The 23,338-nt window shown below is 74.5% G+C and carries 24 protein-coding genes; 8 read left to right on the top strand and 16 right to left on the bottom strand.

All coding sequences use genetic code 11. The annotated features are described in order from the left end of the window. Nucleotides 1-116: 116 nt before the first annotated feature. The 3 genes from ABZ573_RS29775 to ABZ573_RS29765 form a co-directional block, all read right to left on the bottom strand. Nucleotides 117-779, bottom strand: coding sequence for a DUF402 domain-containing protein (locus tag ABZ573_RS29775; RefSeq protein WP_358122329.1), 663 nt, complete (start codon nt 777-779; stop codon nt 117-119). Between the two features lie 193 nt (nt 780-972). Then, complete coding sequence (locus ABZ573_RS29770) at nt 973-1,722, bottom strand: YebC/PmpR family DNA-binding transcriptional regulator (protein ID WP_358122327.1); 750 nt, start codon at nt 1,720-1,722, stop codon at nt 973-975. Nucleotides 1,723-1,957: 235 nt separating this feature from the next. After that, nucleotides 1,958-2,254, bottom strand: coding sequence for a hypothetical protein (locus tag ABZ573_RS29765; RefSeq protein WP_358122325.1), 297 nt, complete (start codon nt 2,252-2,254; stop codon nt 1,958-1,960). Between ABZ573_RS29765 and ABZ573_RS29760 the strand changes: the two genes are divergently transcribed. Then, complete coding sequence (locus ABZ573_RS29760) at nt 2,253-2,546, top strand: hypothetical protein (RefSeq protein ID WP_358122323.1); 294 nt, start codon at nt 2,253-2,255, stop codon at nt 2,544-2,546. The two genes, ABZ573_RS29765 and ABZ573_RS29760, sit on opposite strands and share 2 nt — an antisense overlap. 40 nt (nt 2,547-2,586) lie before the next feature. Here ABZ573_RS29760 and pdxT read toward each other — a convergent pair whose 3' ends face one another. The 6 genes from pdxT to pgsA form a co-directional block, all read right to left on the bottom strand. Continuing rightward, on the bottom strand, nt 2,587-3,195 hold the full coding sequence (gene pdxT, locus ABZ573_RS29755) for a pyridoxal 5'-phosphate synthase glutaminase subunit PdxT (protein ID WP_358122321.1): 609 nt from the start codon (nt 3,193-3,195) through the stop codon (nt 2,587-2,589). Between the two features lie 98 nt (nt 3,196-3,293). Next, nucleotides 3,294-4,211, bottom strand: coding sequence for a pyridoxal 5'-phosphate synthase lyase subunit PdxS (gene pdxS, locus ABZ573_RS29750; RefSeq protein WP_151456191.1), 918 nt, complete (start codon nt 4,209-4,211; stop codon nt 3,294-3,296). Between the two features lie 453 nt (nt 4,212-4,664). After that, nucleotides 4,665-5,159 (bottom strand): hypothetical protein, encoded by a 495-nt coding sequence (locus ABZ573_RS29745; protein WP_192581594.1) that lies wholly within the window; start codon nt 5,157-5,159, stop codon nt 4,665-4,667. 12 nt (nt 5,160-5,171) lie between these two features. Next, the gene (locus tag ABZ573_RS29740) at nt 5,172-6,332 is read right to left on the bottom strand and encodes a glycosyltransferase family 4 protein (protein ID WP_327027680.1); all 1,161 of its coding nucleotides are present in this window, start codon (nt 6,330-6,332) and stop codon (nt 5,172-5,174) included. Between the two features lie 15 nt (nt 6,333-6,347). After that, nucleotides 6,348-7,280 carry a phosphatidylinositol mannoside acyltransferase gene (locus ABZ573_RS29735; protein WP_327027679.1) on the bottom strand — a complete coding sequence of 311 codons (933 nt, stop codon included), beginning with the start codon at nt 7,278-7,280 and terminating at the stop codon, nt 6,348-6,350. A gap of 43 nt (nt 7,281-7,323) precedes the next feature. Continuing rightward, nucleotides 7,324-7,956 (bottom strand): phosphatidylinositol phosphate synthase, encoded by a 633-nt coding sequence (gene pgsA, locus ABZ573_RS29730; RefSeq protein WP_327027678.1) that lies wholly within the window; start codon nt 7,954-7,956, stop codon nt 7,324-7,326. A 252-nt stretch (nt 7,957-8,208) separates the two neighbouring features. Here pgsA and ABZ573_RS29725 point away from each other — a divergent pair, with 252 nt between their 5' ends. Further along, nucleotides 8,209-10,371 carry an elongation factor G-like protein EF-G2 gene (locus ABZ573_RS29725; RefSeq protein ID WP_358122318.1) on the top strand — a complete coding sequence of 721 codons (2,163 nt, stop codon included), beginning with the start codon at nt 8,209-8,211 and terminating at the stop codon, nt 10,369-10,371. Nucleotides 10,372-10,395: 24 nt separating this feature from the next. Here the strand turns inward: ABZ573_RS29725 and ABZ573_RS29720 are convergent, their stop codons facing one another. Continuing rightward, a complete protein-coding gene (locus ABZ573_RS29720; RefSeq protein ID WP_327027676.1) occupies nt 10,396-11,454 on the bottom strand; it encodes an aldo/keto reductase in 1,059 nt (352 codons plus the stop codon). Between the two features lie 194 nt (nt 11,455-11,648). Beyond that, nucleotides 11,649-12,161 carry an HIT domain-containing protein gene (locus ABZ573_RS29715; RefSeq protein WP_199729380.1) on the bottom strand — a complete coding sequence of 171 codons (513 nt, stop codon included), beginning with the start codon at nt 12,159-12,161 and terminating at the stop codon, nt 11,649-11,651. Between the two features lie 223 nt (nt 12,162-12,384). On the opposite strand from ABZ573_RS29715, the gene ABZ573_RS29710 reads away from it, so the two are divergent. After that, the gene (locus tag ABZ573_RS29710) at nt 12,385-13,122 is read left to right on the top strand and encodes a D-Ala-D-Ala carboxypeptidase family metallohydrolase (RefSeq protein ID WP_225852513.1); all 738 of its coding nucleotides are present in this window, start codon (nt 12,385-12,387) and stop codon (nt 13,120-13,122) included. Between the two features lie 61 nt (nt 13,123-13,183). On the opposite strand, the gene thrS is transcribed toward ABZ573_RS29710, so the two are convergent. Then, the gene (gene thrS / locus ABZ573_RS29705) at nt 13,184-15,184 is read right to left on the bottom strand and encodes a threonine--tRNA ligase (RefSeq protein ID WP_358122315.1); all 2,001 of its coding nucleotides are present in this window, start codon (nt 15,182-15,184) and stop codon (nt 13,184-13,186) included. Nucleotides 15,185-15,449: 265 nt separating this feature from the next. Between thrS and ABZ573_RS29700 the strand changes: the two genes are divergently transcribed. Further along, the gene (locus ABZ573_RS29700) at nt 15,450-16,340 is read left to right on the top strand and encodes a DUF1775 domain-containing protein (protein WP_358122313.1); all 891 of its coding nucleotides are present in this window, start codon (nt 15,450-15,452) and stop codon (nt 16,338-16,340) included. Nucleotides 16,341-16,443: 103 nt separating this feature from the next. Here ABZ573_RS29700 and ABZ573_RS29695 read toward each other — a convergent pair whose 3' ends face one another. Next, nucleotides 16,444-17,364: an ADP-ribosylglycohydrolase family protein gene (locus ABZ573_RS29695; protein ID WP_132240809.1), complete on the bottom strand. Its 921-nt coding sequence runs from the start codon at nt 17,362-17,364 to the stop codon at nt 16,444-16,446. Nucleotides 17,365-17,438: 74 nt separating this feature from the next. Here ABZ573_RS29695 and ABZ573_RS29690 point away from each other — a divergent pair, with 74 nt between their 5' ends. Together ABZ573_RS29690 and ABZ573_RS29685 are read left to right on the top strand one after the other, a co-directional pair. Further along, nucleotides 17,439-18,128 (top strand): response regulator transcription factor, encoded by a 690-nt coding sequence (locus tag ABZ573_RS29690; RefSeq protein ID WP_089001050.1) that lies wholly within the window; start codon nt 17,439-17,441, stop codon nt 18,126-18,128. 29 nt (nt 18,129-18,157) lie between these two features. After that, nucleotides 18,158-19,546, top strand: a complete 1,389-nt coding sequence (locus ABZ573_RS29685; RefSeq protein WP_192581553.1) for a HAMP domain-containing sensor histidine kinase — start codon at nt 18,158-18,160, stop codon at nt 19,544-19,546. 239 nt (nt 19,547-19,785) lie between these two features. On the opposite strand, the gene ABZ573_RS29680 is transcribed toward ABZ573_RS29685, so the two are convergent. Both ABZ573_RS29680 and ABZ573_RS29675 read right to left on the bottom strand, forming a co-directional pair. Beyond that, nucleotides 19,786-20,811, bottom strand: coding sequence for an adenosine deaminase (locus ABZ573_RS29680; protein ID WP_327027673.1), 1,026 nt, complete (start codon nt 20,809-20,811; stop codon nt 19,786-19,788). Next, entirely contained in the window at nt 20,808-21,614 is an 807-nt protein-coding gene (locus ABZ573_RS29675; protein WP_358122309.1) for a trans-aconitate 2-methyltransferase, read from the bottom strand. The genes ABZ573_RS29680 and ABZ573_RS29675 overlap by 4 nt, the downstream gene beginning before the upstream one ends. Nucleotides 21,615-21,698: 84 nt before the next feature. On the opposite strand from ABZ573_RS29675, the gene ABZ573_RS29670 reads away from it, so the two are divergent. Both ABZ573_RS29670 and ABZ573_RS29665 read left to right on the top strand, forming a co-directional pair. Further along, entirely contained in the window at nt 21,699-22,682 is a 984-nt protein-coding gene (locus tag ABZ573_RS29670) for an aldo/keto reductase (protein WP_358122307.1), read from the top strand. 40 nt (nt 22,683-22,722) lie between these two features. Then, on the top strand, nt 22,723-22,917 hold the full coding sequence (locus ABZ573_RS29665; protein WP_151456903.1) for a hypothetical protein: 195 nt from the start codon (nt 22,723-22,725) through the stop codon (nt 22,915-22,917). Between the two features lie 211 nt (nt 22,918-23,128). On the opposite strand, the gene ABZ573_RS29660 is transcribed toward ABZ573_RS29665, so the two are convergent. Further along, complete coding sequence (locus ABZ573_RS29660) at nt 23,129-23,332, bottom strand: cold-shock protein (RefSeq protein ID WP_007075740.1); 204 nt, start codon at nt 23,330-23,332, stop codon at nt 23,129-23,131. Nucleotides 23,333-23,338: the final 6 nt, after the last annotated feature.

The raw sequence follows: 23,338 nt of genomic DNA, 5'->3' as shown, positions 1-23,338 counted from the left end.
CGCCCCCCCCGGGGGGGGGGGGGGGGGGGGGGGCCGCTCCCCGGGGGGGGGGGGGGGGGGGGGCGGCCCGCCGCCGCCCCCCCCCCCCCCGCCACCGCGGCACGTGCGGCCGACGATCAGCGGGGCGGTGGGACCGTGTCCCAGCCGGGCGGCAGGGCCGGCACCGGCCAGGCCGGGTCCGGACGCCAAGTCGACCAGGCCTCGTCCCACCAGCGCTCCCCCGCGTCGAGCAGGGCGGCGATCCGGTCGCCCTCGGCCCGGATCGCGTCGGCCATCCCCGGGTAGCGCCCCTCCTCCAGGCGCTGGGCGAACATCTCCACGTCCTTCCAGACGTAGCGGTCGGCGCCGGCACCCCACCAGAGGTCCAGCTCGTGGTCGAGGGTGTCCACCCCGACCGGGGTACGCCGCAACGGCTCCTGGAGGTTGAAGTACCACCCGGCGAAGGCGCGCTGCGGGCCGGTCCAGAAGACGTCCACGGAGTGCGCCTCACCCGGGCGGTGCAGCATCAGCTTGCCGTGCCCGCTCCACGCCCGGTGCCCGGCGACCTGCCACGGGTGCCGCCCGCACGGGAAGCCGCCGGCCTCGGGGAAGCCGAACTCCGCGCCCGGGGGCAGGTAGAGCACGAGCAGGTCGGGCGTGTCCTCGACGCAGATCGTCGGGCAGCCGAACCACACCTCGCCGTGCAGGATCTCGCGCCGGACCACGACATCGCCCGGCGCGAACCGGCCACCGTCGCCCGCCCGACCATCGTCTCGCTCCGCCCGGCCCGAGTGGTCCACGCCCGCAGCCTAGCCAGCGCGGGGCGGCACACCTCCGACCCCGGACCCGCGCGTCCGGCGAAAATCGGTCGTACGTCGGACGGGACGCGCCCGCGCGGCGGCGACACGCGGGCCACCGCCGCCGGCTCCCGGTCGGTGCCGGGAGTCGACGGCGGTCGCGGCGGTGCCGGCCCGCGCGCCGGGGACGTCGGGATCAGCCGACGGCCTCCATCACCTCGTCGCTGACGTCGAAGTTCGCGTAGACGTTCTGCACGTCGTCGCAGTCCTCCAGGACGTCGATCAGCTTGAAGATCTTGCGGGCGCCCTCCTCGTCGAGGGGGACGTTGACGCTCGGGATCAGCGACGACTCGGCCGACTCGTACTCGATGCCGGTGTCCTGGAGCGCGGTGCGGACCGCGATCAGGTCGGTCGGCTCGGAGACCACCTCGAACGCCTCGCCCAGGTCGTTGACCTCCTCGGCGCCGGCGTCGAGGACCGCCATCATCACGTCGTCCTCGGTCGTCCCGGCCTTGGGGACGATCACCACGCCCTTGCGGGAGAACATGTACGACACCGAGCCCGCGTCGGCGAGCGAGCCGCCGTTACGGGTCAGCGCGGTGCGCACCTCGGTCGCCGCGCGGTTGCGGTTGTCGGTGAGGCACTCGATCAGCATCGCCACGCCGTTCGGGCCGTAGCCCTCGTACATGATGGTCTGCCAGTCGGCGCCGCCGGCCTCCAGGCCCGAGCCGCGCTTGACGGCGCGGTCGATGTTGTCGTTGGGGACCGAGTTCTTCTTCGCCTTCTGGATGGCGTCGTAGAGCGTCGGGTTGCCGGCCGGGTCGCCCCCGCCGGTCCGCGCGGCGACCTCGACGTTCTTGATCAGCTTGGCGAACATCTTGCCGCGCTTGGCGTCGATGACCGCCTTCTTGTGCTTGGTCGTCGCCCACTTTGAGTGGCCGGACATCTGCTACCTCCGTTGCTACCCGCCGTCTGCATCGACCGACCGCGCACGCCCCCGCTCCCGCCGGCGCACGCGGTGGTGCCGGGCAGCCCTGCGGGAAAGCCGTGGACGGGCAGCTGGCCCCGCCGAATCTCGGCAATCCTACCGACGCCCGGCGGGTCGCTGTCACCGCGCCGCGCGCCGCCGCCCCGCCCCGACCGCCCGCAACGGGACGGACGGGACGAAAACGCGGCTGCGGTCAGGCCCCGAAGCCGTACGAGCCCAGCACCCTGAACCCCGAGGTGGACCGCTGTTCGCACCGGTCCTCCAAGCCGGGCCGGTAGCGGCGGAACGACTCCAGCTCCGGCAACGGGCCCGGCAGCTCGAGCGCCACGGCGACGTCCACGAAGCTCCGCTCGTCGTCCAGTTGGAGCGTCACGAACCGCAGCCCGGCCGGCCGGGTCCGGGCCACCTCCTCGTGGACGGCCCCGAGCAGGCGCAGGTGCTCCGACAGGTGCCCGGCCCGGACCCGGTAGCTGATGATGATGGTCTCCATGCTCACCCCACCCGCTCCGCGCCGGCGTCGGCCGCCACCGGGTCACCGGGGCTCGCGCGCCTGGGCGACGATCTCCGTCAGCATCGCCGACAGGGCTTCCGCCCGCTCGGTCGTGCGGGGGCTGCGGCACCCGGAGGTGGGGCTGCTGCGCCTGACCTACGAGACGCTGGAGTTCGCCGACAGTGACCACCAGCGTCTCGTCGTCCACGTTCCCGCCGACGCGGCCACCGCGGCCGGCTTGGACCGGCTGCGGGGCCGCCTGCCCGGGCACCTGCGCTCGGTGGCCGGCTGAGGCGACGGGCCCTCCCAGCCGGAGGATCCGTCGCCGCCACTCAGCGGGACGCCCGGACCATCGCCACGAAGTACGCGTGCACCCGCGCGTCGCCGGTCAGCTCGGGGTGGAACGAGGTGGCCAGCAGGTTGCCCTGCCGCACCGCCACGACCCGCCCGGCGGCCGGGCCCTCGGTCACCGTGCCGAGCACCTCGACGCCGTCGCCGACCCGCTCGACCCACGGCGCCCGGATGAACACCGCGTGGAACGGGCCGCCCTCGATCCCGGTGACCCCCACCGGCGCCTCGAAGGAGTCGACCTGCCGGCCGAACGCGTTGCGCCGCACGGTCATCTCGATGCCGGCGAAGCCGCGCTGGTCGGGCCGGCCGTCGAGGACCTCGGTGGCCAGCATGATCATGCCGGCGCAGGAGCCGTAGACCGGCATGCCGTCGGCGATGCGCTTGTCGATCGGCTCGCGCAGCTCGAAGATGTCGGCGAGCTTGCTGATCGTGGTGGACTCACCGCCGGGGATGACCAGCCCGTCCACCGCGTCCAGCTCCTGCGGGCGGCGTACCGGGCGGGCGTCCGCCCCGGCCTCGGCCAGCGCGGCGACGTGCTCGCGGACGTCGCCCTGGAGGGCGAGCACGCCGATGACGGGTGCGTCGCTCATCTGCCGTTCCTCTCGTGGTGAACGTGGCGGCTCGGTTGCTTGTCAGGAAGGGCACCTTCCTGCGCACCAGGCGACAGGAGGGTGCCCTTCCTGGCAGATCACCAGCCGCGCTCGGCCAGGCGGTGCGGCTGCGGGATCTCGTCGACGTTGATGCCGACCATCGCCTCGCCCAGACCCCGGGAGACCTTGGCCAGCACGTCCGGGTCGTCGTGGAAGGTGGTGGCCTTGACGATCGCGGCGGCGCGCTGCGCGGGGTTGCCGGACTTGAAGATGCCGGAGCCGACGAAGACGCCCTCGGCGCCGAGCTGCATCATCATCGCGGCGTCGGCCGGGGTGGCGATCCCACCGGCGGTGAAGAGCACCACCGGCAGCTTGCCGCTCTCGGCGACCTCCTTGACCAGCTCGTACGGCGCCTGGAGCTCCTTGGCGGCCACGAACAGCTCGTCGGTCGGCAGCGAGCTCAGCCGGCGGATCTCCTGCCGGATCTTGCGCATGTGGGTCGTGGCGTTGGAGACGTCACCGGTGCCGGCCTCGCCCTTGGAGCGGATCATGGCCGCGCCCTCGGTGATCCGGCGCAGGGCCTCGCCGAGGTTGGTCGCCCCGCAGACGAAGGGGACGGTGAAGGCCCACTTGTCGATGTGGTTCGCGAAGTCGGCCGGGGTCAGCACCTCGGACTCGTCGACGTAGTCGACGCCGAGCGACTGGAGGATCTGGGCCTCCACGAAGTGACCGATCCGGGCCTTGGCCATGACCGGGATGGAGACGGCGTTGATGATGCCGTCGATCATGTCGGGGTCGCTCATCCGGGACACCCCGCCCTGGGCGCGGATGTCGGCGGGCACCCGCTCGAGCGCCATCACCGCGACGGCGCCGGCGTCCTCGGCGATCTTGGCCTGCTCGGCGTTGACCACGTCCATGATCACGCCGCCCTTGAGCATCTCGGCCATGCCGCGCTTGACGCGGGCGGTGCCGGTGACGGGGCTGGCGCTAGCGTTCTGGGCAGTGGTTTCGGGCACGGGTCATCGCTCCTCGAACATGCTCGGGGGGTGGCTGCGGAAATGCTACGACGGTCCCAACGCCGATCCGACAGCCAATCAGGCCCACGGTGGCCTGCACTGTGGCAGCCATCACCGCCCCCGCGTGGTTCCTCCCCACCTGCCCCGCTGCTCCCGGATGCGAAGTCCGTCCCTTCCCCCGCCCGCCCCGCCCGCGAAGCCCCCTGCCGCGAAGCCCGTCCCAGGTGCGCGCCCCGTCCCCGCCGCCGCCTCGTCCCCGGCCCGCTTCCCGGTGATCAGGACGCCATGGACCTCTCAGCGGCCGGATGACGTCCATGGCGTCCTGATCACGACGTCCGGGGCTGCGACGCCCAGCTCCCGGGCCGCCTGGAGGCCGGTCAGCCGCGCGCGGCGCGGGGACGCCCGCACGACGCGGAGACGCGCTGAAGCCAGGTGGCGGCGGCTGCGCGAGGGTCAGGTGGCGGGGACGTCAGCCGGGACGGTCAGGGTGGGGTCGTCGATGTCGAAGTAGGTCGGCCAGGGGCGGCGGCGCCCCATCCGCAACAGGCGCACCAGCGGGCGACCCCGCGCCGCGCGGGCGTCGCGGACCAGGTCGGTGTGCACCTGACGGGCCAGGGCGAGCCGCCGGCTGGCGCCGATCACCGCCTCGCAGCCCGGATCCGCCGGGTCCAGCTCCACCGCCCGCAACTGGCGGGTGAGGTCGTTCTCGGCGGCCTCCCGCTCGTCGGGCTCGGCGTCCAGCGCGATCCGCGCCGCCGCGTACAGCTCGACGCCGTAGCGGCGCTCGGCCAGGACCGCGGCGGCGGCCGCCCGGCGCAGCAGGTGGGCCTCCAGGGCGCGGGCCGCCAGCTCCGCCCGCGCGTGCAGCCGGCCGACCCGCCCGGCGGTCCAGACGAGGTACGCCGCCACCAGCCCGACGACCAGGGCCGCGAGCACCACCCACCACATGCCCGACATCGTCTAGTCCAGCCCCACCCATTCGGTGTCCATGACCCGCCCGTCGGTGGCCTCGATCGCCGCCGCGTACACCTCCAGCACCCGCCGGGCGACCACGGGCCAGTCGAAGGTGGCCACCACCTGGTCGCCGCAGGCGGTCAGCGCGGCCCGGGCGCCGGGATCGTCGAGCAGGTCGGTGAGGGCGGTACGCAGCGCGGCCGGGTCCCCGGTCGGGAAGAGCCGGCCGGCCCGGCCGCCGTCGAGCACCCGGCGGAACGCGTCGAGGTCGCTGGCGACGACGGTCGTGCCCGCCGCGAGCGCCTCGGTGAGGATCATGCCGAACGACTCGCCGCCGGTGTTCGGCGCCACGTAGAGGTGCACGCTGCGCAGCATCCGCGCCTTGTCCTCCTCGGAGACCAGCCCGAGGAAGGTCACCCGGTCCCGCAGGTCGGCCGGGAACCGGCCGAACAGGTCGTCGGCATCGCCGGGACCGGCCACCAGCAGCCGCAGGCCGGACCGCTGCCGGGCCAGCTCGACGAAGGCGTCGCGCAGGATCGGGAAGCCCTTGCGGGCCTCGGTGAACCGGCCGAGGAACCCGATCGCCCCGTCGCGGCCCGGCGGGCACTCCCCCGGCCAGCCCGGGAGGGGCTGCGCGTGGCTGAACTTGGCGACGGCCACCCCGTTGGGGATCTCCACCGCCCCGCCGTCCATGTGCTCGACCTGCACCTTGCGCGCCAGGGCGCTCACCGCGATCCGGGCGGTGATCCGCTCCAGCACGATCTGGAGCACGCCCTGCGCGGCGGCCAGGGCCCGCGACCGGGTCATCGCGGTGTGGAAGGTCGCCACCACGGGGCCGCGGGCGGAGAGCACGGCCAGCAGCGACAGGCTCAGGGTCAGCGGCTCGTGCACGTGCAGCACGTCGAACTCGCCCCGGATGATCCACCGCCGCACCCGCGCGGTGGAGACCGGGCCGAAGGCGATGCGGGCCACCGAGCCGTTGTACGGCAGCGGCAGGGCCCGTCCCGCCGGCACCACGTACGCCGGCAGCGGGGAGTCCTCGTCGGCCGGGGCGAGCACGCTCACCTCGTGCCCGAGCCCGATCAGCGCCTCGGCGAGGTCCATGACGTGGTTCTGCACCCCACCGGGCACGTCGAAGGAGTACGGGCACACGATGCCGATGCGCACGTGCAAACGCCTCCCTTACGCCTGTCCGGCGGCCGGGGAGGGCAGGTTCGCGTCGCCGCCCCTGCCATGCTGGTCCAGCCACATCCGCTGCAACATGTGCCAGTCTTCCGGATGCCGGGCGATGCCCGCCGCCAGACCGTCGGCGATCCGCTGGGTCAGCGACCGGACCCGCTGGTCGAGCGGGCCCTCCTCCGGGCCGGGCAGCGGCAGCGGTCCCTCGATCGAGGCGCACGCCGCGTCCGCCTCGTACCACATCGAGGCGACGTAGAGCGGCGCTCCGGTGCGCAGCGCGAGCAGGGCCGGGCCGGGGGGCATCCGGGTGCGGTGGCCGAAGAACTCGACCTCCACGCCCCGCGCGGAGAGGTCCCGGTCGGCCAGCAGGGGCACCACCGTGCCGGCCCGGACCCGGTCGACCAGCACGTCGAAGGCGTTCCGCTCGCCGCCGTGGGTGGGCAGGATCTCCATGCCCAGGCTGCGCCGGAAGGCGAGGAAGCGCTGGTAGACGCCCTCGGGCTTGAGCCGCTCGGCGACGGTGGTGATCGGCCAGCCGGTCGCCGCGACCCAGGCGCCGGCGGCGTCCCAGTTGCCGGCGTGCGGCAGCGCCACCACCGCGCCCCGGCCGGACGCCACGTCGGCGGCGAGCTTCTCCTCGCCGTCGAGCCGGAAACCGGCCAGGATCTCCGCCCGGCTGAGCGCGGGCAGCCGGAACGCCTCCAGCCAGTAGCGGGCGTACGAGCGCAGGCCACGACGGACCAGCTCGTCGAGCTCGGCCTCCGGCAGGTCGGGGCCGACCACCCGGCGAAGGTTCGCGCGCAGTCGGGCCGTACCCCCGCCGCCGCGACGGTGGGCGCGGTCGGCACCCGCCCGGAACGCCGCCGCCGCGACGGACCGGGGCAGCGCGCGGATCACGCGCCACCCGGCGATGTAGCCGAGCTCGGTGAGGTTCACCGGCGCCGGCCCTCCGGCCCCGGCCGACCGGTGGGTGTCGCGCTCACCCCTGCCCGCCCGGGGTGTGCACCCGCTGGGCCTGGCGGTAGACGTGCGCCATCCGCTGGCCGACGGTGAAGATCGAGACGGCGGCCAGCAGCCAGAGCGCGATCTCCAGCGCGGGCTTGACGCCGACGCCGGTGAGCAGCCCGCCGACGCCGACGATGAGCAGCCGCTCGGTGCGCTCGGCGATGCCCACGTTGCAGGTCATGCCGAGCCCCTCGGCGCGGGCCTTGACGTAGGAGACCAGCCCGCCGGCGGCCAGGCAGAGCAGCGCGGCGGCGACACCCGAGTACTGGTGCTGGGTGGCCAGCCAGTACGCCACCGCACCGAAGACGGCGCTGTCGGCGACCCGGTCCATGCTCGAGTCGAGGAACGCCCCGAACTTCGTCGAGCCCCCGCTCATCCGGGCCATCGTCCCGTCGAGCAGGTCGGTGAGCGCGAAGAAGGTGACTATCAGGGCCCCGGCGACCAGATGACCGCGGGCACCGAAGCCGAGTGCGCCGACGAGCACCCCGAGGGTGCCCGCCACGGTGACCGCGTTGGGAGTTACGCCCGCTCGGAGCAGGCGGCGTGCGACCGGCTCGACGACACGGGTCATCCCCGCGCGGGCCGACACTTGGAAGATCTTCGCCATGGCGGTCCCACGATAACGGTCCGCGTAGCAGCAGCGGTACGGCCGGTCAGGCGACCCGCGGGGACGGAGCCTTGTGTCGGCCCCGGATCGGGTGTGAGATCGAGGCAGGGAAGTGAGCCAGCTCACCCACCCGCCCGTTGATTACCCGCAAACCGGCACCACACCGGAGGATGTCGCCGCGGAACCCGACCGGGCCGCTTCCCCGTCGCGCGCGGCGGTCGCCACCAACCACGGCTGAGGGAGGTGCGCCCCATGGCGCAGAAGAGTCAGGAGAAGGGGGCCGCCGGCGGCGTGCCGGTGGTGACCGAGCCCGGCAGGATCCGCAACGTGGTGCTCGTCGGGCACTCCGGAGCCGGCAAGACGACCCTGGTCGAGGCGCTGCTCGCGGCGAGCGGCACGATCGGCCGGGCCGGCAACGTCGCCGACGGCACCACCGTCTGCGACCACGACCCGGCAGCCGTACGCCAGCAGCGCTCGGTGAGCCTGGCCTGCGCGCCGCTGCTGCACGACGGCGTCAAGGTCAACCTGCTCGACACCCCCGGCTACGCCGACTTCGTGGGCGAGCTGCGGGCAGGCCTGCGGGCCGCCGACGCGGCGCTGTTCGTGGTCTCCGCCGTCGACGGGATGGACGCCGCCACCGCCGCCCTCTGGGAGGAGTGCGCGGCGGTCGACATGCCCCGGGCGGTCGCCGTGGCCCGGCTGGACCACCCGCGCGCCGACTTCGACGAGGCCGTGGCGCTGTGCCAGCGGGTCTTCGGCGACAACGTGCTCCCGCTCTACCTGCCGATGCTCGGCGACGACGGGATCTCCACCGTCGGCCTGCTCGGTTTGATCACCCGCCGGGTCTTCGACTACACCGCCGGGCTGCCGGCCGAGGTACGCGAGCCGGACCCGGAGCACCTGCCCGCCATCGTCGAGTCCCGCAACGAGCTGATCGAGGGGATCATCGCCGAGAGCGAGGACGAGACCCTGATGGACCGCTACCTCGACGGGGAGGAGATCGGCACCGACGTGCTCGTCGACGACCTGGAGAAGGCGGTCGCCCGCGGCCACTTCTACCCGGTGGTGCCGGTCTGCGCCGAGACCGGCGTCGGCCTGGACGCGCTGCTGGAGGTGCTCACCGCCGGCTTCCCCTCGCCGCTGGAGCACGAGCTGCCGGCGGTCGCCGGGGTGGACGGCTCCCCCCGGCCGCCGCTGACCTGCGACCCGGACGGCCCGCTGGTCGCCGAGGTGGTCAAGACGACCGTGGACCGGCACGTCGGCCGGGTCTCCCTGGTCCGGGTCTTCTCCGGCACCCTGCGTCCCGAGCAGACCGTGCACGTCTCCGGGCACGGCATGGCCGAGCGCGGCCACCCCGACCACGACGCCGACGAGCGGGTCGGCCACATCTACACGCCGCTGGGCGCGAGCCTGCGCGAGGTGGGCGCCTGCGTGGCCGGCGACATCTGCGCGATCACCAAGTCGGGCAGCGCGGAGACCGGCGACACCGTCTCCGCCAAGGACGACCCGCTGCTGATCGCCCCCTGGGAGATGCCCGAGCCGCTGCTGCCGGTGGCCGTCGTGGCCCGCAGCCGCGCCGACGAGGACGCCCTCGCGCGGAACCTGGCCCGCCTGGTCGCCGGCGACCCCACCATGCGGCTGGAGCGCAACCCGGAGACCCACCAGCTGGTGCTCTGGTGCATGGGCGAGGCGCACGCCGACGTGGTGCTGGAGCGCCTGCGCGCCGGCGGGGTGGAGCTGGACACCGAGCCCGTCCGGGTCGCGCTGCGCGAGACGCTGACCGTCGGGGCGTCGGGGCACGGCCGGCACGTCAAGCAGTCCGGCGGCCACGGCCAGTACGCCGTCTGCGACATCGAGGTCGAGCCGCTGCCGCCCGGCGCCGGATTCGAGTTCGTCGACCGGGTGGTCGGCGGGGCGGTGCCGCACAACTACGTCCCCTCCGTCGAGAAGGGCGTCCGCGCCCAGATGGAGCGCGGCCTGGTCGCCGGCCACCCGGTGGTGGACCTGCGGGTGACCCTCGTCGACGGCAAGGCGCACAGCGTCGACTCCTCCGACGCGGCCTTCCAGACCGCCGGGGCGCTCGCCCTGCGCGACGCCGCCGGGAAGGGGCAGCCGGCGCTGTTGGAGCCGATCGACGAGGTGGCGGTCCGGGTGCCCGACTCTTCGGTGGGCGCGGTGATGGGCGACCTGTCCGGCCGGCGCGGCCGGGTGCTCGGCACCGAGGCCGACCCCGAGGCCGAGGGGCGCACCGTGGTCCGCGCCGAGGTACCCGCCACGGAGCTGCTCCGCTACGCGGTCGAGCTGCGCTCCATGACGTCGGGCACCGGCACGTTCCGCCGCCACTTCGTCCGCTACGACCCGATGCCCACCCACCTGGCCGACCAACTCCGCAAGGAACACCCCACCCACCCCTGAGCACCGGCCCCGGGCGGGACCGGGTCAGGGGCGGGCGGTGGGGAGACCCGGGGTCGGCCGGTGGGGACGGTCCGCGTCGCGCAAGGCGGCCGAGCGCAGCGCGGCCAGTTGGCGCTCCACCTCGGCGAACTGGTCGGCCGGCAGCGGACCCCGGCGCAGGGCTCCGGCGTTCTCCTCCACCTGGCCCACCGTGCGGCAGCCGGGGATCGGGACGGTGCGGTCGCTGCGCGCCCAGAGCCACCCGAGCGCGCCCTGGGCGAGGGTACGCCCGTCAGCGGTCAACGCCGCCCGCACGGCGGTGACGCGGCGCAGCCACTCCGGCGCCGGCCGGCCGCCCCGGAACCACTCCAGCCAACCGGGGGCGACCCCGCGTACGTCGTCGCGGGGCAGCGTGGAGCCGGCCGTGTACTTGCCGGAGAGCAGGCCCATGCCCAGCGGTCCCCGGTTGACGCTGGCGAGGTCGTACTTGTCGCAGACGGCGAGCAGTTCGGGGGCGTCCCGGAGCACCGACAGCGTGTGCTGCACGGCGGTGGCGTGCCGGGCGTCGCGCCCGAACGCCGCGGCCCGGTCGGGGCGGTCGGTGCTCCAGCCGTACGCCCGGATCAGCCCTTCGGCGACCAGGTCCTCCAGGGTGCCGACGAGCGCCTCGGCCCGCGGCACCGGCAGGTCCGCCAGGTGCAGCTGGTAGAGGTCGATCCGGTCGGTGCCCAACCGGCGCAGCGAGTGTGCGACGGCCCGCCGCAGGTACGCCGGGGAGGGGTCCTCGCCGGTGGCCTGGCGGGTGGCCTCGTCGAAGGTCCAGCCCCACTTGGTGGCGATCACGGCCTCGTCGCGCCGGCCGGCGAGGGCCCGGCCGAGCACCCGCTCGCCGTGCCCGGCCCCGTAGGTGTCGGCGGTGTCGAAGAGCGTCACGCCGAGGTCGAGCGCGTGCCGGATCGCGCGGACCGACTCGTCGTCGTCGACGGCGCCCCAGCCCAGCGGCTGGCTGCCCTCGGCCCAGGGGCCGCCGATCGCCCAGCACCCCATGCCGAGGGCGCTGACCTCGATGCCGCTGCGGCCCAACGTCCGCGTCGTCACTGCCATCGCCAGATCGTGCCACCTCGCGCCCGGCCGGGGGCGGGAAGTTTGCCGACGACACGACCGCCCGCAGCCGCCGACCGGCCCGGACTCTTCTCGGGGGAATGTAGACCGGTGCGGCAGCGAGGCTGGCGGGCGGGGAGGGGCCCGCAGGCGGAGCCGCGCACCGTCACGGACCGCCGGGAAGAGCGAGGGCCGGTCTAGGTCGGCCAGGCCCGGGTGAACAGGTCGCGGGTGTCGGTGAGCAGTTGCGGCAGGACCTTCGTCTGCCCGATCACGGGCATGAAGTTGGCGTCACCACCCCAGCGGGGCACCACGTGCTGGTGCAGGTGCGCGGCGATGCCCGCGCCGGCCACGCCGCCCTGGTTCATGCCCAGGTTGAACCCGTGCGCGTTGCTCACCTTGCGCACCACCCGCATGGCGGTCTGGGTGAACGCCGCCAGTTCGGTGGTCTCTGCCAGGTCCAGCTCGGTGTAGTCGGCCACGTGCCGGTAGGGGCAGACCAGCAGGTGCCCGGGGTTGTAGGGATAGAGGTTGAGCACCGCGAACACGTGCTCGCCCCGGGCCACCACCAGGCTCTCCTCGGGCGCCAGCCCCGGGGCCCGGCAGAACGGGCAGCCAGCGGGCCGCTCGTAGCCGCCCTCGGGCCGGTCCTCCCCGGAGATGTAGGTCATCCGGTGCGGAGTCCAGAGCCGCTCCAGGCCGTCGGCCATGCCGCTGTCCATGTGCCGTTCCACCCCAGTCACGCCACCGATCCTACGTTCCCGGCGACCGTCGCTCCGGACGCCGTACGCCGGTCCGCGCCCGACCCCGACGCCCCCTGGGGCCCGGATCGCGTTCAGGGGGACGGATAGGGGGTGAAGGTTCTTGACGAACTGATGAACATGAATGAAGAATCCATCCACACACATCATCCCTTGTCGATGGGAGCCCATCGTGAGAACCGCATTCCGCCGCTTTGGCCGGGCGCTCGCCGCCTGCGCGCTCGCCGCCTCCACCGCCCTCGTGGGCGTGGTGGCGACCAGCAGCCCCGCGCAGGCGGACGGCTGCTACACCTGGGGACGCACCCTGGCGCAGGGGGCGTCCGGCGAGGACGTCCGGCAGCTGCAGATCCGGCTCTCCGGCTACCCCGGCTACAACGCGGTGCTCGGCCTCGACGGGGCGTTCGGCCCGGCCACCCGGTCCGCCGTGATCCGCTTCCAGCAGGCGTACGGCCTGAGCGCCGACGGCGTCGCCGGCCCGCAGACCTTCAACACGCTCTACGCGTTGCAGGACGACGACTGCACCCCGGTCAACTTCACCTACGCGGAGCTGAACCGGTGCAACAGCACCTGGTCCGGTGGCGCGGTCGCCGCGAGCACCGCCCGGTTCAACGCGCTGGTGTCGATGTGGAAGCTCCAGGCCATGCGGAAGGCCCTCGGCAGCGTGTCGATCAACATCAGCAGCGGCTTCCGCAGCTACTCGTGCAACAGCGCGGTCGGCGGCGCCTCCAACAGCCGGCACCTCTACGGCGACGGCGTCGACCTGGTCGGGTCGCCCTCGTTCTGCCGGCTCGCCCAGCAGGCCCGCTACCACGGCTTCGGCAACATCCTCGGCCCCGGCTACCCGGGTCACAACGACCACACCCACGTCGGGGCGGTCGGCGGCTGGTCCGCGCCGAGCTGCGGGATCTGACACCTGACGACCCCATGACGAAGGCCCCCCGCAGCGCGGGGGGCCTTCGGTGCGTCGCGAGTCAGGCGGCGGACGGGCCGACGTTGGTCCGGGAGCCGACCACGTCGAGCACGTGGGCCACGGCGTCGGCGACCGGCACCCCGTTGCGCTGCGAGCCGTCCCGGTAGCGGAACGAGACGGTGCCGGCGGCCACGTCGTCGTCGCCGGCGATCACCATGAACGGGACCTTCTGCTGCTGGGCGGTGCGGATCTTCTTCTGCATCCGGTCGTCGCCCGCGTCGACCTGGGCGCGGACGCCCTCGGCGCGCAGCGCGGCGACGAAGCCGTGCAGGTAGTCGGTGTGGTCCTCGCGGATCGGGATGCCGACCACCTGCACCGGGGCCAGCCACGCCGGGAACGCGCCCGCGTAGTGCTCGGTGAGCACCCCGAAGAAGCGCTCGATCGAGCCGAAGAGCGCCCGGTGGATCATCACCGGCCGCTGCCGGGTGCCGTCGGCGGCCTGGTACTCCAGCCCGAAGCGCTCCGGCAGGTTGAAGTCGACCTGGATGGTGGACATCTGCCAGGTCCGGCCGATGGCGTCCTTGGCCTGCACCGAGATCTTCGGGCCGTAGAAGGCCGCGCCACCCGGGTCGGGCACCAGGTCCAGCCCGGACTCCTCGGCGGCGGAGCGCAGGGCCTCGGTGGCCCGCTCCCAGTTCTCGTCGGTGCCGACCGACTTCTCCGGGTTGCGGGTGGACAGCTCCAGGTAGAAGTCGTCCAGGCCGTAGTCACGCAGCAGTTCGAGCACGAAGACGAGCAGCGACTTCAGCTCGCCCGCCATCTGCTCCTCGGTGCAGAAGATGTGCGCGTCGTCCTGGGTCATGCCGCGCACCCGGGTCAGGCCGTGCACCACGCCGGACTTCTCGTAGCGGTAGACCGTGCCGAACTCGAACATCCGCAGCGGCAGCTCGCGGTAGGACCGCCCCCGGGACCGGAAGATCAGGTCGTGCATCGGGCAGTTCATCGGCTTGAGGTAGTAGCTCGCGCCCTCGACCTCCATGGGCGGGAACATGCCGTCGGCATACCAGTCCAGGTGCCCGGAGACCTCGTACAGGTGGCCCTTGGTGATGTGCGGGGTGTTGACGAAGGCGTAGCCGGCCTGCTCGTGCTTGATGCGCGAGTAGTTCTCCATCTCCCGGCGGATGATGCCGCCCTTCGGGTGGAAGACCGCCAGGCCCGAACCCAGCTCGTCGGGGAAGCTGAACAGGTCCAGGTCCACGCCCAGCTTGCGGTGGTCGCGCCGCGCGGCCTCCTCCAGCAGCTTCAGGTACGCCTTCAGCTCGTCCCGGGTCGGCCAGGCGGTGCCGTAGACCCGCTGGAGCTGCGGGTTCTTCTCCGACCCGCGCCAGTACGCGGCGGCCGAGCGCATCAGCTTGAACGCGCCGATCAGCCGGGTGTTCGGCAGGTGCGGGCCCCGGCACAGGTCCGACCAGCAGACCTTGTCCTCCTTGGCGGCGAGGTTGTCGTAGATGGTCAGCTCGCCGCCGCCCACCTCCATCACCTCGGAGGTGTCCAGCCCTTCGCCCTTGACGTCGATGAGCTCCAGCTTGAACGGCTCGGCGGCCAGCTCGGCCTTCGCCTCGTCGAGGCTGCCGAAGCGCCGGCGGCGAAACCGCTGGCCGGACTTGACGATCTCCTGCATCCGCTTCTCGAGCTTGCCGAGGTCGTCCGGCTGGAACGGCTTGTCGACGGCGAAGTCGTAGTAGAAGCCGTTCTCGATGGGCGGGCCGATGCCGAGCTTGGCCTCCGGGAAGACGTCCTGCACGGCCTGGGCGAGCACGTGCGCGCAGGAGTGCCGCAGCACGTCGAGCCCGTCGGGCGAGTCGAGGCTGACCGGCTCGACCTCGGTGTCGGCCTGCGGGGCCCAGTCCAGGTCGCGCAGCTGGCCCTGCGGGTCGCGGACCACCACGATCGCCTTCGGGCCGGACGCGGGCAGACCGGCCGCGGCCACCGCGTCGGCCGCCGTGGTCCCGGCGGCGACGACGACGGGGTCGGCCACGGCGGGGTTACGGGGTGCGGACACGGTGACTCCTCCAGCAGACGGCACGGATGACGCCGAACGTTCGGCTCCTGCGATGCTATCGGTCGCCCCCGCCGGCACGGTCGCCGACGCCACCGCCCCCGGGGTCCGTGGGACGGGCGCCGCCCCGCCGGTACCCCGGGACGGGCCGGGCGCGCCGGGTCCGGCCGGCGTCCTGGGTCCTGCGTTGAACCTTTGCGTCCCCGCATCCGAACTACCGGATGTGGCCGGAACCGGTGCCGGCCCGTGGAGACGGATGGGACCGACGATGGCGACGATGCACGGTGTGCGGCCCGAGCCCCGGCCCCGGCGCCGGGCCGCGACGGTGGCCGTCCTGGCGGCGGCCGGGGTGCTGACCTGGCCCGCCCCGGCGTACGCGGCCGACGTGACGACCAGCCCGACGCAGGCGCAACAGGGCGGTTCGGTGAAGCTGGAGTTCGTGGTGCCCGACGAACTGCCGGGCGCCCGCGCCGAGCGGATCGAGATCCGGCTGCCGGCCGACGCCCCGATCGCCGAGGTCTATCCGATGTCGGTGCCCGGCTGGGCGCCCCGGATCACCTCCCGCAGGCTCGACCAGCCGGTCGCCGGCATCCACTCGTCCCGGGTCGACGAGGTGACCAGCGCGGTGACCTGGGTCCGGATGCCCGGCACGGCTCCCGGCCCGGCCCGGCTCACCCTGTCCATGGGGCCGTTGCCGCAGACCGACCGGCTCACCTTCGAGGTGCTGCGCACGTACGCCGACGGCACGGTGGTGCGCTGGGCCGGGCCGACCGGGGCTCGCCGGGCGCCGGCGCTCACCCTGCTGCCGGCGGCCCCCGGCGCGGCGGCCGGGCACGGCGGGCACGGCGCCGCCCCGGCGGCCGGCGGGGCCGGCGACGTCCCGGTCGCGGGGGCCCGGGCGGCCGGTGGGCCGGCGGCCGGCGACGCCCCGGGCGAGGGCGGGAACGCGGACGGGATGCTGGCCGCCGGGCTGCTCGCCGGCCTCGGCGGGGGCGCGGCGATCGGCTGGCTGGTCAGCCGCTGGCGTCGCCGCGAGCCGGCCGAGCCGGTCGACCTGTCGGTGCTGCGGGAGGACCCGACGAACCGAACCGAACCGGACGGGCCCGGACCGGCCGCCGCCGGGGCGGAGTCGCCGGGCAGGCCGGTCGCCGCCCGCTGAGCACGGCGCACGGGACAGGCGGGACGCGGCGGGACGGGCCAGGCGCAGCGGGACGGGGCCAGGCGCAGCGGGACGGGCGTCAGGCCGTGGACCGGGGCGGCGGTCAGCCGGCCCAGTCCGGCAGGGGCTCGCGGGCGGCCAGCCAGTCGGTCGGCACCCCGCCCGGCGTGCCGACGCCGGTGTGCGCGGCCACCACCGCCCCGACGATGGCGGCGGTGGTGTCGACGTCCCCGCCGGCCTCGACGCACGCGCGGACCGCCGCCGGGTAGTCGTCCAGGTGCACGGCGGCCACCCAACAGGTGAAGGCGACGGTGTCCTGGGCGGTGACCCGGGAGCCGTTGCCGAGCACGTCGGCGGCCTCGGCGACCGGGCGGTCGAGCAGGCCGGCGGCCCGGCGTACGCCCCGGTGCACCTCCGTGGCCGGGTCCAGCGCGGCGGTGACGCCGGCCAGCAGCCGCTCCGGGGCGGGCCGGTGGCCGTCGAGGCGGGCGCGGGCGGCCAGCGACGCGGCCACCGCCACCGCCACCGCGCCGGCGACGCCCTCCGGGTGCGCGTGGGTCACCTCCGCCGACGCCCGGGCCTGCGCCGCCGCCCGCGCGGTGGAGTCGGCGTACCACGCGCCCAGCGGGCCGACCCGCATCGCCGCGCCGTTGCCGCAGGAGCCCTGGCCGTCGAAGGCCGAGGCGGCCGCCACCGGCCACGGCGTGCCGGTGCGGATCAGCCGCAGGATGGTCACCGCGCCCGGCCCGTAGCCCCGGTAGGGCTCGCAGCGCTCGGCGAAGGCGGCGGCGAGCGCGTCCCGGTCGATCCGCCCGGTCTCGGCGAGGGCGGCGACCACCGAGCAGGCCATCTCGGTGTCGTCGGTCCACTGCCACGGCGGCGGGGGCAGCTTCCCGGCGGCCAGGTCGGCCGGGTGCCGGCCGGGAACGAAGAACTGTGAGCCGAGCGCGTCGCCGACCGACAGGCCGGCGAGCGAGTCCCGGGCGAGCGCGAGACGAGTGTCGGGAAAGAGCGTGAAGGACATCGTTGTACCAGCTTGCCCTGTTGCCTCATGCGCCGCAAACGCGATCGACTTGCCACCGCGGGTACGGTCTTGCTGTGGCCACCGTGCTCCTGGTCGAAGACGATCACGTCGTACGCGGCGCGATGCTGCGATCCCTCGCCGACCGGGGGCACGCCGTGCACGCCGTCGGCACGGCACTGGACGCGCTGCGCCGGGTGGCGGCCGAGACCCCCGACCTCGTGGTGCTCGACCTCGGGCTGCCCGACCTCGACGGCTCGGACGCGCTGCGGATGCTGCGCGGCATCACCGACGTGCCGATCATCATCGCCACCGCCCGCGACGACGAGCAGTCCGTGGTGCGGCTGCTGCGCGCCGGGGCCGACGACTACATGGTCAAGCCGTTCACCGGCGCGCACCTCGACGCGCGGATCACCACCGTGCTGCGCCGGGCCGGGCGGGCCAGCCGGACGGTGCAGCCGGCCGTGCACAGCGTCGGCGGGCTACGGGTGGACGTCGGCGAACGCAGCGCCCACCTCGACGGCGAGCCGCTGGCGCTGACCCGCAAGGAATTCGACCTGCTGGCCTATCTCGCCGCGCGGCCGGGCCGGGTAGTGTCCCGCCGGGAACTTCTGGAGGAGGTATGGCGGCAGCCATCGGTCGGCGAGGACCAGACCATCGACGTTCACCTGTACTGGCTGCGCCGCAAAATGGGCGAGTCCGCGGCGAAGCCGCGCTACCTGCGCACCGTGCGGGGGGTCGGCTTCCGGCTGGTGGCGCCGGACTGAGGCCGTCGCTGGCCCTGCTCACGGCCGGCATGTGCGCCCTGGTGGCGCTCGCGTTCCTCGTCCCGCTCGCCCTCGGTCTCGCCGACCGGGCGCGCGAGGAGGCCATCGCGGACGCCGCCCGGCGCAGCGCGCTGGTGACCGGCGCGCTCGCCGTCAGCACCGACCCCGCCGTGGTGCAGCGCGTCGTGGCGGCCAGCGGCGACGACCCGGCCACCCGGCCGGTCGTACGCGGGCTCGGGGTGGACGAGTCGGCGGGCCGGGCCGACGCCGGGAGCCTCGAGCGCGCGCGGGCCGAGCGGCGTTCCGTGGTCGTCGACGTCGAGGGCGGCGTGCTCCGGCTGGACCCGGTCGTGCTCGGCGACACGACGGCCGTGGTCGAGGTCTTCGTGCCCGAGTCGGAGCTGACCGGCAACAGTCGGTGGCTGCTGCTGCTCGGGGTGGCCGCCGCCCTGGTGGGCGCGGCGGTGCTGGTGGTGGACCGGGTCGCCGCCCGCGCGGTCGACTCGGCCCGGGGCCTGGTCCGCGCGGCGCTCGCGATCGGCGACGGCGACCAGGGCGTACGCGTCGACCCGAGCGGCCCACGTGAGCTGGCCGAGGCCGGGCACGCCTTCAACCGGATGGCCGACCGGCTCGACGCCGCCCGCACCGACGAGCGGGAGCTGGTCGCCGACCTGTCGCACCGGCTGCGCACCCCGCTGACGGTGCTGCGGCTCGACGCGGAGGCGCTGGAGTCCGACGACACCAGCGTGGGCTCGTTCAGCGAGGCGGAACTGGACCGGCGGCGCGGCATCCGCCGGATCCGGCAGGCGATCGTCACCCTCGAGGGCGAGATCGACGTGCTGATCAAGACCACCCGCAAGGCGGTCGCACACGAGGCCGGGCCGGCGATGTGCGACGTCAGCGAGGTGGTGCGGGACCGGATGGTGTTCTGGGCCGCCCTGGCCGGCGACCAGAACCGGCCGCACCGGGTCAGCGGCGCCCAGCTGCGCATCCCGGCCCCGGTTCCCCGGGCCGAGCTGGCCGCCGCGCTGGACGCGGTGATCGGCAACGTCTTCCGGTACACCCCGCAGGGCACCGCGTTCGAGGTGGCGGTCTCGCGCCGCGACGGGTACGTGGCCATCCGGATCGACGACGCCGGGCCGGGGATCGCCAACCCGGACCGGGCGCTGCGCCGGGGCACCAGCGATCAGGGCTCGACCGGGCTGGGGCTGGACATCGCCAAGCGGGTGGCGTTGCAGGCGAATGGCTCGGTCAGCATCGACCGGGCCCGGCTGGGCGGGGCGAGCGTGGTGATGCTGCTCGCCGACCCGGAGGCGACGCCCCGGCAGGTCAGCCGGTTCGGCCTGGTCGGCCGGATGGCCCGGGAGCAGAAGACCGGCAGCCGCCGCTGGCCCCGCCAGCGGCCCACCGACGACTGAGCCGTAGCCCGGCCGGGCGGCCCCGGTCCGGCGGCCGGTTGTGGGGCGGCGCAAGTCTTCCTTAGATCGCGGTTAACCGTGGTGCCGGAGCGGGCCGGCGCTGACAGGATCGAATCCGAACCCATCAGTTCCACCGGTCAATGCCTCGGGGCACCCCACCGGCCGGTGGAGCCGGGCGCGCGGCGGGAGACTCGGTCCCCCCACACCTCCTCCCGCCGCGCGCCGCCCCCTCTCCGCGTTCAGCCGGTGGCGGCGGCCAGGTGGGCGTCGATCTCGGCGGTGATCCGCCGCTTGCCGGCCGGGTCCAGGAACGAGGCGGTCACCGCGTCGCGGGCCAGCGCCGCCAGCCCCTCCGGGCCCACGTCGAGCAGCCGGGCCGCGACGGCGTACTCCTCGTCGAGGGTGGTGCCGAACATCGGCGGGTCGTCGGAGTTGATGGTGACCAGCAGGCCGGCCTCGACCAACTGCCGCAGCGGGTGCTCCTCGATGCTGGCGACCGCGCGGGTACGCACGTTGGACGTCGGGCAGACCTCCATGCCGATGCGGTGCTCGGCGAGATAGGCCAGCAGCTCCGGGTCCCGCGCGGCGGAGATGCCGTGCCCGATCCGCTCCGCGCCGAGGTCGCGCAGCGCGTCCCAGACCGTCTGCGGGCCGGTGGTCTCGCCGGCGTGCGGCACCGAGCGCAGCCCGGCCGCCCGGGCCCGGTCGAAGTACGGCTTGAACTGCGGCCGGGGCACCCCGATCTCGGGGCCGCCGAGGCCGAAGCTGATCAGCCCGTCCGGGCGCTCCTCCAGCGAGATGCGCAGCGTCTCCTCGGCTGCCGCCAGGCCGGCCTCGCCGGGGATGTCGAAGCACCAGCGCAGCTCGATGCCGAAGTCCGCCTCGGCCCGCTTGCGGGCGTCCTCGATCGCCTCGCAGAAGGCGGGCGCGGGGATCCCCCGGTGCACGTGCGAGTAGGGCGTGACGGTCAGCTCGGCGTAGCGGACCTGCTGGCGGGCCAGCTCGCGGGCGACCTCGTGGGTGAGCAGCCAGACGTCCTCGGGGTCGCGGATGAGGTCCACGACGCTCAGGTAGACCTCGATGAAGTGCGCGAAGTCGCGGAAGGCGAAGTAGTCGGCGAGCGCGGCCGGGTCGGCGGGCACGGGGCTGCGGCCCTCGTGGCGGGCGGCCAGCTCGGCGACGATCCGGGGCGAGGCGGAGCCGACGTGGTGCACGTGCAGCTCCACCTTGGGCAGTCCGGCGATGAAGGTTTGCAGGTCGATCACTGGTTCTCCTCTGCGCGGGCGCCGGTGCGGGCGACGAAGAAGACGCGGCGGAACGGGAAGTGCACCTGAGCGTGCCGCACGGGGTACGCCTCGGCGAGTCGTACGCCCAGCTCGGCCCGGAAGTCGGCCCAGCCGACGGCGTCCAGGGCCGCGCGGACCGGCCGGAGCGCGGTCCCCTCCAGCCAGCTCAGCACGGGGTGGTCCGCGTCGACGCGGGCCGGCAGCAGGTGCACGTAGGTAGTCTCCCAGGCGTCCACCGCGCAGCCGGCAGCGGTCAGCAGCTCGGCGTAGCCGACGGCGCTGTCGTCGGCCGGGGGCCGGCGCAGCAGCGGGGCGACGTCGGCACGCCACGCCGGCCGGTCGGCGACCTCGCGCAGCGCCCGGTGCGAGGGCGCGTCGAAGTTGCCCGGCACCTGCACGGCCAGCCAGGCGCCGACGGGCAGTTCCCGGGCCCAGCGGGTGAGCAGCTCCCGGTGGCCGGGCACCCACTGGAGCACGGCGTTGCTGACCACGACGTCCACGTCGGGTTCCGGGTGCCAGTGCCGGACGTCGCCGACGGCGAAGGAGACCCCGGCGGTGGCGGCAGCGGTGGCGGCGGCCTCCGCGATCATCTCCGGTGAGGAGTCGAGGCCGGCGACCCGGCTGTCCGGCCACCGCGCGGCGAGGGTGGCGGTCAGGTTGCCCGGGCCGCAGCCGAGGTCGACCACCGCGCGCGGGCGCTCGGCGGGGACCCGGGCGAGCAGGTCGTGGAAGGGCCGGGAGCGCTCGTCGCCGTAGCGCAGGTACGTCGTCGGATCCCACATCGCTGCCTCCCAAACCGTACGTCCGTCTTGTTAACCGTACGGCCCGCCGCGCGACCGGACAAGCCCATCACTAGGCTCAGTCCCATGGAGCAGCGCACCTTCCCCCGGCTGGGGCGGCGCGTCGGGGTGATCGGGCTGGGCGCCTGGCAGCTCGGCGCGGACTGGGGCACGGTCAGCGAGGCCGACGCCACCGCCGTGCTGACCGCCGCCGTCGAGTCGGGGGTCACCTTCCTCGACACGGCGGACGTCTACGGCGACGGGCGCAGCGAGCAGCTCATCGGGCGGTTCCTGCGCAGCCGGCCCGACGCCGGGCTGACCGTGGCCACGAAGATGGGCCGCCGCGTCGCGCAGACGCCCGAGGCGTACACCCTGGCGCACTTCCGCGAGTGGACCGACCGGTCCCGGCGCAACCTCGGCACGGACACCCTCGACCTGGTGCAGCTGCACTGCCCGCCCACCGCCGTCTTCGCCGCCGACGCCGTCTTCGACGCGCTGGACACCCTGGTCGCCGAGGAACGCGTCGCCGGCTACGGGGTGAGCGTGGAGACCTGCGAGCAGGCGCTGACCGCCATCGCCCGGCCGGGGGTGGCCAGCGTCCAGATCATCCTCAACGCGCTGCGGCACAAGCCCCTCGACCGGGTGCTCCCGGCCGCTGCCGCCGCCGGGGTCGGCGTCGTCGCCCGCGTCCCGCTGGCCAGCGGGCTGCTCTCCGGCCGGTACGACGAACACACCACCTTCGCCGCCGACGACCACCGCACCTACAACCGGCACGGCGAGGCGTTCGACGTGGGCGAGACCTTCTCCGGTGTCGACTTCGCGCTGGGCCTGGCCGCCGTGCGCCGGCTGGCGCCGCTGGTCGGCGACGGGCGCACGATGGCCCAGTTCGCGCTGCGCTGGGTCGTCGACCAGCCCGGCGTCACCGTGGTCATCCCCGGTGCCCGCGACGCCACCCAGGCCCGGGGCAACGCCGCCGTGGCCAACCAGGCCCCGCTCTCCGAACGGGAGCTGGCGGCGGTGGCGGAGGTCTACGACGAACTGGTCCGTCCGCGGGTGCACGACCGGTGGTGAGCCGGGCGGCCCGGACAGGGATCGACGGAGGGAAATCGCGATGAAGGGCTGGCTGCCGCTCACCCTCGGCCTGCTCGCCGTGGTCGGCGGTGCGGTGTGGACGGTGCAGGGCCTCGGCTACGTCGAGGGCAGCGTGATGACCGACCAGCGGATCTGGGCCGTGCTGGGGCCCGTCGTCGTCCTGGCCGGGCTGGTCGCGCTCTGGTTCGGGCTGCACGCCCGCAAACGACGCTGAGCGCCATCCGCCGCTCGCCGCCGTCTCGGCTCCCCCTCCCGGTGGGCGGCCAGGTTGGCGAGCGACAGGCCGGGCGCGGACAGCTCGCGTCCCGGCCGCGTGGCGGGCCCCGTGAACGCGGAAAGCCCCGCATCCCGGGCGGGATACGGGGCTTCGCTGTGCTCCGGGCGCCGGATCACAGCATTGGCCGGCGGCTGCCGACCGGCACTGCTCAGATGGGGCGGACCTGCTCGGCCTGCGGACCCTTCTGACCCTGGGCGATCTCGAACTCCACCCGCTGGTTCTCCTCCAGCGTGCGGTAGCCGCTGGTCTGGATGGCCGAGAAGTGGACGAACACGTCAGCACCCCCGCCGTCGACGGTGATGAAGCCGAAGCCCTTGTCTGCGTTGAACCACTTCACGGTTCCCTGCGCCATGTGTAT

It is taken from the genome of Micromonospora sp. NPDC007220 (genome assembly GCF_040634035.1).
GTDB lineage: Bacteria > Actinomycetota > Actinomycetes > Mycobacteriales > Micromonosporaceae > Micromonospora > Micromonospora reichwaldensis.
Note: the sequence above shows the minus strand (reverse complement) of the source record. Positions and strands in the feature narration are given on the sequence as shown.